This is a genomic window from Cyclobacterium sediminis (assembly GCF_054781075.1).
The window spans coordinates 81,518-93,890 of sequence record NZ_BAAGVC010000021.1 but is presented as its reverse complement, the minus strand read 5'-3'; the positions used below and the strand labels follow the sequence as shown (position 1 = coordinate 93,890).

The window sequence follows — 12,373 nt, the reverse complement described above, 5'->3', positions numbered from 1 at the left end:
CAAACCCATGAAAAAAGTAGCCTTAGTCACGGGGGGATCCCGTGGAATTGGTTTGGGGATTGCGAAATGCCTGGCCAAACAAAATTTTGATCTTGCCATCAACGGCATGCGAAAGGAAGAGGATGTACTTTCCAGTCTTGAAGAATTGAAGGCTTTGGGAGCTGATGTTGTCTATTGCAGGGGAGATGTAGGAAGTGCTGAAGAGAGACAAGGAATCATGGACAAAATCAAGGCCCATTATGGTCGCTTGAATGTGCTGATAAACAATGCAGGCGTAGCACCCAAGGAAAGAAAGGACATTTTGGAAGCCACAGAAGAGAGCTTCGATTATGTGTTGAAAACCAACCTTAATTCAGCTTATTTCCTCTCTCAATTGGCTGCCAATTGGATGATTGAGCAGAAAGGTAAAGCAGAAGATTTTACAGGTTCGATTATCAACGTTTCTTCAATTTCTGCCACTGTCGCTTCAGTAAACCGTGGTGAATACTGTGTTGCCAAAGCCGGAATGAGTATGGCCACCCAATTGTTTGCTGTTAGACTTGGTGAATACAATATTCCTGTATATGAAGTAAGACCGGGAGTGATCGCTACAGATATGACTTCTGGTGTCAAAGAAAAATACGACAAGTTAATTGGTGAAGGACTGATGGTTCAGCCAAGATGGGGATTGCCGGAAGATGTAGGTTTGGCGGTAACAGCCTTAGCTAAAGGTGATTTCCCATATTCTACAGGTCAAGTGATCATGGTAGATGGAGGTTTGACTTTGCCAAGATTATAAATCGTGCCAAATGGTCGGAGCTTACTCCGGCCATTTGGCCTTTTATATAAATATTTGCGCAGAATCAACCAACAATTGTATATTGTCAATTCAAGATATTAAACCCAATTCAAATGGAAAAAAAGAAATTATACTGGAGAATATGTTGCTTTGCAGCAGTTTTCTTATGCATCATTACCTACACACCCTTGATCATTCCTCAAGGGGTAGCCAAACCCATGTTGGGAGGCGTTCCTTACAGTCTTTGGACAAGTTTTATCATTACCGTATTATTGGTTGTCATTACCTTTATAGGTACTAGGATACATCCGGGCATGCAAAACGAGGAGGACGATTTATGATTTTCTGGGTTTGGGTTTTTGGTCTGATATACGCAGGCATGCTGGTATTTGCTTCTCTCAAGTCTTATAAGAAAGGGAGATCATCTGAGGAATTTATGATGGCCGGTGGTAATATTGGCCTTTCTTTGGGGGTGCTGACATTTGCAGCAGCACTTTTTAGTACGTTTACCTTTTTGGGAATGCCTGATTTCTTCCGAATCAACGGAATTGGCGCATGGATTTTTCTGGCGGTTTCGGATGGTGCCATGGTATTTGTATTGCTTTGGTTTGGTTACGAAATTCGTAAAAAAGTCAGAGGAATGGAGTTTAGAGGAGTGTCAGGGCTGATTTCCCGTTGCTATGACAATAAATTGGCAGGTTACACCTTCTTCCTTAGTGCCTTTTTGTTCTTGATTCCTTATGTTGGGATCCAAATTCAAGGGATTGCCATATTTATGGATGCGGCTTTCCCGGAATCATTGCCGGCATGGGGATGGTCCTTGGGGATTGTATTGATCATGTTGACTTATAGTGAAATTGGAGGTCTAAAGGCAATTATTTTTAGTGATGCCATTCAAGGCGTGCTTTTGCTAGCCGTCATTTGGATCATCGGGTGGGTTTGCTTGGATCACTTTGGAGGTATTGGACCAATGTTCGAAAAAGTAGGAACCGTAAAAGAAGAACTACTTTCAACGCCTGGTCCTCAAGGTTTGTTAACCCCACAGTTTCTACTTGCATCGCTTATTGCAATTTTGATGATACCGGTTACTCAGCCTCAATTTACGACGAGAATTGTGGTAATGAAAAGCATGAACACGATGAAATTGATGGCGGTCTCATTGGGAGCTTTTGCTATATTGGTGATTCTTCCTACAGTTTTTATCGGAATGTATGGAGCCGACCTCTATGGAGAATTAGGTAGAGATGAGTTCTTTGCCAACGCTTTTCTTACAGATCAGCATGATGCGGTTGCCGCTTTGGCCATTATAGGATTGATTGCCGCCGGATTATCCACTACCAATGCCATGATTTTTGCCATGGGTTCTGAGTTGAGGGGATTGCTTACAGGTGCAGAGAAAGTAATTATGAAGCGAACTAAAATAGGAATATTCGTTTTCTCAACCATTGCTTTTATCTTTTCAATCATCGTTTTTGATCAGTTGGTATTGCTGGCAAGGGTGAGTTTTGCCGGAACAGGAATTATGGGACCAATGATTTTATTGGGGATTTTAAGTGATAGAAAAATTTCCCCGGTTATGATTTATTTGTCTTTAGGTGGATTGGCCATATTCTTACTTTCTTTGGGAGGTATAATTCCAAGCATGTATTTTGGTTATCGTCTAGACTTATTGTTATTTATAATTCTTGGAATTTCTGCTGTAGGAAGTTACCTGAGCAGTGAAAAGCGTGTGGTTTCTGACACTAAAGTCAATGAATAATTAAAACTATAAATGGATATACCTCTTGATTGAATAGCAATCTAAGGAATCCAATCAAATATTTATTACGCCTCTGCTTTGAAAAATGCAGGGGCGTATTTATTTAATACCATTTAAAAATTATAAAAAAACTACAAAAAGTAGATTGGTCTTTTAACTAAACCGTCTACTTTTTGTAGTCCATTTAACTAAATAATGGAATTCAATATTGATTGAGTATCAATTAATATTCACCCATTTTTCGCTATTGTCAGATTCAAAAATAGCTTGTAAAACCTTAGTATTGGCTTTGGTGTTTTCTAAGGTGACCGGCACTTCGGTATCTTCGATAATAGCCTTGGAGAAATCAATGGCTTGTTCTGTGTATTGATTACTCACCGGAAGAACAATCTTTTCTGCATTGTCTTTAGAAAAGTCCCCCTCATGGATATATATTTCATTGGGTTGATCCGAAGGTGCATTAAAAGGGATCCTTACCTCTAATATTTTTTTCTCACCAAAAAACAGCATCCGCTGATATGGGGTCAATTGTGTACTGATGGTGAAGGTCATTTGGATTTCATGGAAATCTAATAGAACAGAACCTATTTTATCGGTTCTAAACTGAGGATCATATTCCAGCATTGAAACCAATCTTCCCGGTTCTTTTTGTAAGACAAACCTGGAGGTAAAAACAGGATAGCATCCAATGTCCCAAACGCCTCCGCCTCCCATTTCTTCGATATTTCTGATGTTGTCTTTGTCATCATTAAAATAACTAAAAAATCCTTGAACCGCTTTTATTTTACCCAGATAACCACTTTTTACCAATTCTCTGGCTTTTATCCACTGAGGATTTGAGGCCACCATAAAAGCCTCACCAACTTTTACATTGTATTTATTTCTTGCAGCGATAAGTCCGTCGAGCTCCTCATGATTCAATGCAAAAGGTTTTTCGCAAAGGACATGCTTTCCTGCTTCAATACACTTTAGCGTCAGCGGTACATGCATGTCATTTGGCAGTGGGTTGTATATGACATCTATTTCCGGATCATTGATAAGCTCCTCATAAGAACCATAAGCCTTTGGTATACCCAGACTTTTTGCTGTTTCTTGTGCCCTTTCCAAGTTTCTGGATGCAATGCCGTAAACTTCATACAAATCACTGTTTGCCATTGCAGGAATGACCTTTTCTCTGGCGATTTTGGCAGTACTAAGTACTCCCCACTTCAATTTTTTTTTCATTGATATTTGAGTTTAAAGACAATTTAAAGAAAATACCCCCTAAGCGTAAGGGAGCGTTTGCTATAGCAATTTACTATTAATGTGAAGCAAAGCCAAAATCAGAAAGGCTTCTTTGATGAATCTACAATTAATGGGCATGCTTGAGCTGTAAATATACCTTTCCATTTAGTTTGCTGATTGCTGAATTATTATCGCCACATTTGCCCAAGACTAAAATGCGTTATTGCCAGGTTTTCAGATGGACAATAAATTGTCGTCCCTAGATTATTTCATTGAAAAATGAATTTTAGACTTATTCATTCAAATAATTTTTTACATTTGTTACAAGTAAAAGTCTTGAGTCAATTTTGCCCAAAATTTATAACTAATTCAATAAAGATATTTTTAATTTTCCCCTCCATAAAGATTTCGCGATCCATGGAGGGGTTTTTTGTGAGCAAATTTAGTTAAGACAAATCGTTTCATATTAAATTAAGAACGCATGAAAATTGAACACATCGCTTTTAATGTAAAACATCCTCTTGAAGTATCGGATTGGTATGAGGAGCATTTGGGTATGAAGGTGGTAAAAAAAATGACCACTTCCCCCTACATGATATTTTTATCTGATGACAGTGGGAAAGCAATGATAGAACTGTACAATAATCCTGCTGCTGAAATATTGGATTATGCGAACCAGGATCCTTTAATGGTACACTTGGCTTTCGTTTCTGAAAAACCGGAAGAAGAAAAGGAAAGGTTACAAAAAGCAGGTGCTGTCCTTGTAAGTGACGATACTTTAGAAGACGGTACCCGATTACTAATGATGAGAGACCCTTGGGGACTTGCCATTCAATTTTGCAAAAGGGCAAATCCAATGCTGAAATAAAAGATTTCGCTTCCAAAAGACGGTAATATAAAACAAGAAAGTCTGCTTGTCAATAATTGATAGCAGACTTTCTTGTGCATAAATGCCAATCAAGGAGTCAAAGTTCTTCAATTCTTGAAATTGATTAGCCCCTTACTTTCAATAATTATAAATGAGGGTATAATATTTTTTTAAAAAAGTCACTTTTTCAGGACAAAAGAAAAAAAGAATACGTAGAGTCTATAAAGCCAATCTTATTTCATCGAAATGAAAAGTAAATTATTGTTCTTACCGGATGTTCTTTTGCTATTGTTTATATGCTTGTCATGTGAACGGAATGAGTTTCGACATTCCGGATTAAATAGTGATGATGAAAAAACAGTTCTTTCAGTTAAAAATAAACCCATTGCAAGCGATCAAAATGCGCAAGAAAAAAGTTGGAAAAAAATACAGGATACCTATTTGAAGCATCTGGCAGATTTAAAAGTTAAGATGTTGAAAGATTAGTTGGTGAACTTTTTAATCTTCTTTTTGGTAAAGGTAAGTGTTCGGCGCTTACCTTTTTTTATGGCCTAATAATATTGTTTTTACCTTTCCTTAAATCTTATATTTGAATTGAACATGTTTTTCTTTACTTTGTTTGGTGATTAGGCGGATTAGCCAAAACCATAATTATGATCAGTAAAAAAAACGTATTAATAGTATTATCATCTGCATTTGTTTTAGGGTTATTATGGTGGATTGTTCGTGTAGTACCCTTAGAGAATAAGCATCAATATATTCCTCAGGTAATGCTGGGAGAAAGGATCGATTTTAATCGTGACATTCGACCTATAATTAATAATAAATGCATTGCTTGCCATGGAGGCGTGAAACGTTCCGGGGGCTTCAGTTTATTATTTGAAGAGGAAGCATTGGAAGTCAATGAATCGGGTGAAAGGGCAATCGTTCCGGGGAATGTCAAGAAAAGTGAGCTCATTCAAAGAATTACCCATAGAAATCCTGAGTATCGCATGCCTCTGGAAGAGGAACCACTTTCTGATGAAGAGGTGGCTTTGTTTTCCCGGTGGATCAACCAAGGTGCCCAATGGGAGGATCATTGGGCTTATAAAGCACCTGAAAAACCTGATGTTCCCAATACAGATGAAGGGTGGGCAAAAAATGAAATAGATCATTTTATTAAAGCTAAGCTGGAAGAAAAACAACTGAGCCCTAATCCCATTTCGGACAAACAGTCTTTATTAAGAAGGCTAAGCTTGGATATCACAGGCTTGCCTCCCAGTCTTAAAGAAATGCAAGATTTCCTGAATGACAATTCAGACAATGCTTATGAAAAGGCTGTGGACAGTTTATTGGCTTCACCTGCTTATGGGGAACGCTGGGCTGCCATGTGGATGGACTTGGCCAGGTATGCTGACTCAAAAGGCTATGAAGCAGATCGGCCAAGGGAAATTTGGAAATACCGAGATTGGCTTATAAATGCATTCAATGCAAATATTCCCTACGATCAATTTGTAATGGACCAATTGGCAGGAGATTTAAAACCCGATGCTATTGACCAGGATTTTATCGCTACCGCTTTTCACCGCAATACAATGAACAATGATGAAGGGGGCACAGACAATGAAGAATTTCGGGTAGCCGCTGTATTAGATAGGGTAAATGCCACATGGACGGTATTACAAGGAACTACCATGGAATGTGTACAATGTCATAGCCATCCCTATGACCCTATTCGCCACGAAGATTATTACCGTAGTATGGCGTTTTTTAATCAATCGGCAGATGCTGATGTTCCCAGTGAGTCACCTGTTTTGATAAGCTATAAGGAGGAAGATGATCTGGAGAAATTAGCTCAAATTAAAAATTGGGCGAATGAACATGGTGAGGAGGGAAGAAAGGGCAAGTATTACACCCAACTGCTTAGGTTGGGGGTGCCCAAACTCTATGCACATTATTTTTATCAAATGGACAAAGGCCTGCCCATTCAGGGAACGGCTACTTTTAAGGTGAATGAGAAAGTATATGCATTCACTAAAGGCCTTTCATTCGAAGGAGAAGATCGGTTGGTATTTAAGACAAGGACCAATGGGGATGAGGGGAAGATTACTTTTCGTTTAGACAGTATCAATGGTACTGAAATTGGAGCATGGAAGGTAAAGGCAAGGTTCAAAAAGGAATTTAATGAGGAGGAAAATAAGGAGGTAACCTATTACCTGAATGAGGTAATTACATTGCCCATAAAACCTATAATAGGAAAGCATGATCTGTACCTTGTGTGGGAAGGAAAAGATGAGGTAGAGCAAACGAGCACCTTTGAATGGTTGATGCTTCATCATGCTTTGCCGGGTGGGGATAAAGAAAATTACCCTGAAATTGAACAAGCCATGTATTCGCTTTTTAATTCTGAAAAAGAGAAGGAGACAACCCCTGTAATGGTTGATCTTCCTGCTAATCACCAAAGGATTTCTAGGGTGTTTGAGAAAGGGAGCTGGATGGTGCCCGGAGATGAGGTAATTGTGGGCGTTCCGGAGATTTGGAATCCTTTTGATAAGTATGAAGAAAACCGTATGGGTTTGGCACAGTGGATGTTTAGTGAGGAAAATCCACTTACGGCTAGGGTCATGGTAAACCGAATTTGGGAACAGTTTTTCGGTAGAGGGATTGTATCCTCCTTGGAGGATTTTGGTTCCCAGGGATTTGCCCCCACACATCCTGAATTACTTGATTGGCTGGCAATCAAATTTATGGAGGACCTCAAATGGGACATGAAGAAATTGATGAAAGCGATTGTCATGTCAGCTACCTACAGGCAGTCATCCCATTATACTCAGGAAGCCAAAGAGAAAGATCCTTTAAACGAGTGGCTGGCTAGAGGGCCCCGATTGAGGCTGAATGCTGAGCAAGTAAGGGACCAATCACTCGCAGTATCCGGGTTACTCAGTAAAAAAATGCTTGGAAAAAGTGTGATGCCCGAACAGCCGGAAGGAATTTGGCAAGTGGTTTACAGTGGAACAAAATGGGAAACCAGCAAAGGAGATGATAAATACAGAAGAGCATTGTATACCTTTTGGAGACGAACCAGTCCCTATCCATCCATCATATCCTTTGATGCCCCCAGCAGGGAGTTTTGCTTACCCAAAAGAATAGCAACCAATACACCGCTTCAGGCTTTGGTGACGTTAAATGATCCTGTTTATCTGGATGCTGCAGTAGCTCTTGGTAGAAGAGTGTTGAAAAACGAAGCGGCTGATGTGGATAAGCAACTTTCCTTACTTTATAGTTATGCAATGATAAGGGGAATTAGTGAAGAAAAGTTGGAAGACTTAAAAGATGTTTACCATCAAACTGAAACTTATTTCGAAAACAGCCCTGAGGAGATTTGTAAATTAACAGGGGAAGAGGACAAAGCATTGGCAGTGTTTACAGTAATGGCCAATGTGGTAATGAATTTGGACGAATTTCTGATGAAATCATGAGTAAAAGAATTGATTTAACGAGTGAATATCAATATAGGGAACTGCAAAGCCGGACGAGAAGACACTTTATCAAACAGTGTACCACCGGTTTGGGTGGAATTGCTTTGGGAAGTTTATTGGGTTGTGGAAGAAGCAATCCTACAAATACTCAGGCAGATATAGAAGCCTTTGTTCGCAAGCAGGTTCCTCATTTTGCACCCAGTGCCAAGCGGATCATATACCTGCACATGGCCGGAGCACCTTCTCAGTTAGAGCTGTTTGATTACAAACCTGAGTTGGCCAAATTGGATGGGAAAGATTGCCCCCAGTCTCTCTTGGAAGGCAAGAAATTTGCCTTTATTCAAGGTGTACCTAAGATGTTGGGACCACAAGCTGAATTCTCACCCAGAGGGAATTCAGGGATGATGGTTTCCGACAATTTGCCCCATTTTTCAACCATAGTGGATGATGTGTCTTTGATTAAAACCATGCACACAGACCAATTTAACCATGCGCCTGCACAATTGCTTTTGCAAACAGGATCACCACGACTCGGACGTCCAAGTATGGGAAGCTGGGTTACCTATGGCCTAGGTTCCGAAAATGAAGATTTGCCGGGTTTTATGGTTTTGGTTTCAGGAGGAAATACCCCTGATGCAGGAAAATCAGTCTGGGGAAGTGGGTTTTTGCCTTCTGTCTATCAAGGCGTGCAATGTCGCTCGGAAGGTGACCCGGTACTCTATGTTTCCAATCCTTCCGGAATAGATGGAAACCTTAGAAAGCAAACCATAGATGCCATCAACCAAATCAATGAGAAAGAATACAAAGAATTTGGAGATCCTGAGACCCTGACCAGAATTTCTCAATATGAAATGGCTTACCGCATGCAAACCTCTGTTCCGGAGGTAATGGATATCAAAGATGAACCTGAATATATCCATGAAATGTATGGGACTGAGCCCGGAAAGACTTCTTTTGCCAATAATTGTCTGCTAGCCAGGAGGCTGATTGAAAAGGGTGTTCGTTTTGTTCAATTGTTTGATTGGGGCTGGGACATGCATGGCGTACAAGAGAGAGAAGCATTGGACACCGGCCTACCAATTAAATGTAAGCCCATAGATAAGGCCATGACAGCCTTGGTCAAAGACTTGAAACAAAGAGGTTTGCTTGATGATACCCTGGTTGTTTGGGGAGGAGAATTTGGGCGCACGCCTATGCAAGAAAATAGGGGAGGAAAAGAGTGGCCATTTAAAGGCAGAGATCATCATACAGAAGCTTTTCCGGTATGGATGGCCGGCGGTGGTGTAAAAGGTGGTTTTACCCTTGGAGAAACCGACGAAATAGGTTATTATGGTATTCAGGATAAAGTTCATGTCCATGATTTGCAGGCTACCATTCTGCATTTAATGGGTATGGATCATGAAAAGTTCACCTATTTTGCACAGGGAAGAGATTTTAGATTGACGGACGTGTCCGGTAAAGTAGTTAGTAAAGTTATCGCATAAATTAAATGGAACAAGGATCAGATATTATTATTTTCTTCGGCAGGTTTCACCCCCTGTTTTTACACTTACCCATTGGCTTTTTAGCCTTGGGATTTCTAATGGAGATTCTATCCCGTAGAGATCAGTTTTCGTATCTGAAACCTGCTGTGGGTTTTGTTTTGGCCCTTGGCGCATTGTCTGCACTGCTCACCGCTGTGCTGGGCTTAATGTTGGCCCAAGCCGGAGACTATGGAGAGGACCTTTTGTTTATTCACAAATGGGCAGGGATTTTATTGGTGATCTTCGCTTTTGCAGCTTGGGGATTACATTATAAACGAGAAAAAAAACCTTCGGTACAAATTCAAAGGACCTATATAGGCACGCTCTCTGTGATGATGTTGCTCCTTGCTGGTGCCGGTCATTATGGTGGATCGCTAACGCATGGTTCTACTTACCTTACCCAGTACATGCCCGATACCATGAAAAGGTTGGCCGGGATACCTGTGGAAGAAAAAGGACCTAAATTAATCGAAAATTTGGATGAAGCGGTGGTGTATGTAGATATCATCCATCCCATCATGGAGCAGCGCTGCAATTCCTGTCACAATGCCAGCAAGAAGAAAGGGGACCTACAAATGCACACCCCAGAAGCCCTTATGAAAGGTGGAGAGAATGGTGCCATTTTTGAACCCGGAAGTGCGGCAGAAAGTGAAATGATCAAAAGGGTACATCTGGAAGAAAACCATGATGACCATATGCCCCCTAAAGGCAAGTCACAGCTCACTGATGAGCAAGTGCTATTGCTAGAATGGTGGATCAATGAAGGAGCGTCATTTGATAAGAAAGTGGCTGAACTTGAGGCGGATGATGAAGTGCAAAATGTATTGCTTACGCTGTCTGATCCCAATGCAAACAAATCCGCTGTAGAAATTTTACTGGCAGAAGGTACCACAGCCATTGAAGAAGAAAAATTAAACGCATACGTGAATGAAGGCATTGCGATTAAGCGACTTTCCAATGAAGACAATTGGTTGCAAGTTACATTGTATAGAAAAGATTCAGTAGATGCCATTCTTACAAGATTAGCAGCAGATTTCCCTGAGCAAATAACCTGGTTGGATGTAAAAAATACCCAACTGTCGGATAATGGACTTGCGGAAGTGGGAAAATTGAAAAACCTTACAAGACTAAGGGCAGAAAAAACAGCAGTAACAGATGCCGGGCTGGCAAATCTGCAGGGGCTTACTTACTTGGAATCACTCAACCTGTATGGCACAAGTATTACAGATGAAGGGCTTGCCCACCTTGCAAGTTTACCTAATTTGAGACGTTTGTACGCATGGGAAACGCAGGTAAGTAGGGAGGGTGCAGCCGCCTTTATGGAAAATTCTGGAAATCTTGATATCAATCTGGGCTATGAAGTAAATGTTCTGGATTCAACCAATGTAGAAGTAAAACCCATAGCGGTTAGTAATTGATTTAAGCCGGATTCTGCAATAGGATTTCCCGAACTATCTAAGGAAGTGTTGCCACCAAAATGAAATCAGCTTGTTTGAATTGATTCTAGGACGTAATAGTATTTCGCATTTAACTATTTGAGCCACATTGATCTTGGAAGACCAGGGTAAAAATAATACCAAGCCCCAATCCTAGACGGAATTAAGGCTTGGTTGTGATAATACTTCCAGTTTGATATGGATTGTTAATTCAAAGTTTGACCCGCCATCGGATTGGCTTCAATATGGTTCAACAATATATCTTTTACATCTTCTACAGTTCCTGATTTCAATCCTCCATTAGTGGCTCCGGTAATCCAATATAGCACCATGCCGGCATCAGAGCAATCCCATTTATCTTTTTGAAATTTGACTACATCATCTACTTCTGCTATTTTCCCAAGCATCCAAACCCACTGAATTCTTGGATCAGCGTGATTTTTAGCCCAATCCCACTGGGCTAAATCCACCTTTAGGTTTGTATTTTGATCCGGAATACGAACTTCTTCAACACCAAAATCCAATAGCTGCTTCCAGGTGTAAAAATCTCCCGCATTGTCATTTGCCGGATGATGGGTAATTACCTTTACGAATTGGGATTTATCATTATCGGCCACCTCCAAAGCGAGTGCTATAATGTCAGGCTCACCTGCCTCAATGATCCACAATGGGTTTTCGGCCGAAGAGGCATTTATTGCTTTAGCCAAATCATTCACCGTTTCCTCTTGTTGCCAAAGGGCATCGAAAAACACCAGAGAATCATATCCACCCCATCTACGTGCTGTAACATCGCAGGCTACTTGCATCAAATAGTGCCGCTCTCTTTCAGCCCTTGCAGAAATCCTTGCCCCTCTAACCAAATCACAACTGTGGGAGTAATGCACCAATCTATCGGTTAATCCTACAGCCCGCAGCAGCGCTAAAGAAACGGCTGTTCCACCAAGATCATCCGGGTCGGGGGAATTGCCATCCGCCACAATTGCCAGTCTGCCTGGTGGAGGAGAAATTACTATACCGGCTTCAATATTGATGCTTTTCAATGATTTTTCCTCAGCCCTATCTCTGTCAAATAAACTTCCGTTAATCGCATTATTTGGTTTTATCCCTATATTACTATCATCCATTTCTGAATTTTGTGCTCCTGCATTCAAACATAAGCAGACCAAAAAAATAGCGGAAAGAAAATTTATTCGCATAGTGATCGTCTTTTGAGGTTATTCGATGATGTGTTTCACATCAACAGTGGTTCCAGCATGTCATCTGCTGGATTAAATCTGAATTTGATTTGTAAAAATATCATTTTAAACCAAAAAATCCCCTTTAACCA

10 protein-coding genes are annotated in these 12,373 nt (G+C 40.5%); 8 read left to right on the top strand and 2 right to left on the bottom strand.

The window, feature by feature from the left end:
• The first annotated feature begins 7 nt into the window (after positions 1-7).
• The 3 genes from ACYVHJ_RS17630 to ACYVHJ_RS17620 all read left to right on the top strand — a co-directional run bounded on the left by ACYVHJ_RS17630 (position 8) and on the right by ACYVHJ_RS17620 (position 2,537).
• The gene (locus ACYVHJ_RS17630; protein WP_339903059.1) at positions 8-778 is read left to right on the top strand and encodes a 3-ketoacyl-ACP reductase; all 771 of its coding nucleotides are present in this window, start codon (positions 8-10) and stop codon (positions 776-778) included.
• Between the two features lie 113 nt (positions 779-891).
• Positions 892-1,119, top strand: coding sequence for a hypothetical protein (locus ACYVHJ_RS17625; RefSeq protein ID WP_339903058.1), 228 nt, complete (start codon positions 892-894; stop codon positions 1,117-1,119).
• Entirely contained in the window at positions 1,116-2,537 is a 1,422-nt protein-coding gene (locus ACYVHJ_RS17620; RefSeq protein WP_460517390.1) for a sodium:solute symporter family protein, read from the top strand. Before ACYVHJ_RS17625 ends, ACYVHJ_RS17620 begins: the two co-directional genes overlap by 4 nt.
• Positions 2,538-2,756: 219 nt before the next feature.
• Here ACYVHJ_RS17620 and ACYVHJ_RS17615 read toward each other — a convergent pair whose 3' ends face one another.
• Positions 2,757-3,761 (bottom strand): Gfo/Idh/MocA family protein, encoded by a 1,005-nt coding sequence (locus tag ACYVHJ_RS17615; RefSeq protein ID WP_460517387.1) that lies wholly within the window; start codon positions 3,759-3,761, stop codon positions 2,757-2,759.
• A 481-nt stretch (positions 3,762-4,242) separates the two neighbouring features.
• Between ACYVHJ_RS17615 and ACYVHJ_RS17610 the strand changes: the two genes are divergently transcribed.
• The 5 genes from ACYVHJ_RS17610 to ACYVHJ_RS17590 all read left to right on the top strand — a co-directional run bounded on the left by ACYVHJ_RS17610 (position 4,243) and on the right by ACYVHJ_RS17590 (position 11,028).
• Positions 4,243-4,629: a VOC family protein gene (locus ACYVHJ_RS17610; protein ID WP_339903055.1), complete on the top strand. Its 387-nt coding sequence runs from the start codon at positions 4,243-4,245 to the stop codon at positions 4,627-4,629.
• Between the two features lie 246 nt (positions 4,630-4,875).
• Positions 4,876-5,115, top strand: coding sequence for a hypothetical protein (locus ACYVHJ_RS17605; RefSeq protein ID WP_460517385.1), 240 nt, complete (start codon positions 4,876-4,878; stop codon positions 5,113-5,115).
• Positions 5,116-5,282: 167 nt separating this feature from the next.
• A complete protein-coding gene (locus ACYVHJ_RS17600) occupies positions 5,283-8,087 on the top strand; it encodes a DUF1553 domain-containing protein (RefSeq protein WP_339903053.1) in 2,805 nt (934 codons plus the stop codon).
• Positions 8,084-9,571, top strand: a complete 1,488-nt coding sequence (locus tag ACYVHJ_RS17595) for a DUF1501 domain-containing protein (protein WP_339903052.1) — start codon at positions 8,084-8,086, stop codon at positions 9,569-9,571. The genes ACYVHJ_RS17600 and ACYVHJ_RS17595 overlap by 4 nt, the downstream gene beginning before the upstream one ends.
• A 5-nt stretch (positions 9,572-9,576) precedes the next feature.
• Positions 9,577-11,028 (top strand): c-type cytochrome domain-containing protein, encoded by a 1,452-nt coding sequence (locus ACYVHJ_RS17590; protein ID WP_460517380.1) that lies wholly within the window; start codon positions 9,577-9,579, stop codon positions 11,026-11,028.
• A gap of 224 nt (positions 11,029-11,252) precedes the next feature.
• Here ACYVHJ_RS17590 and ACYVHJ_RS17585 read toward each other — a convergent pair whose 3' ends face one another.
• Positions 11,253-12,242 (bottom strand): hypothetical protein, encoded by a 990-nt coding sequence (locus ACYVHJ_RS17585; RefSeq protein ID WP_460517377.1) that lies wholly within the window; start codon positions 12,240-12,242, stop codon positions 11,253-11,255.
• Positions 12,243-12,373: the final 131 nt, after the last annotated feature.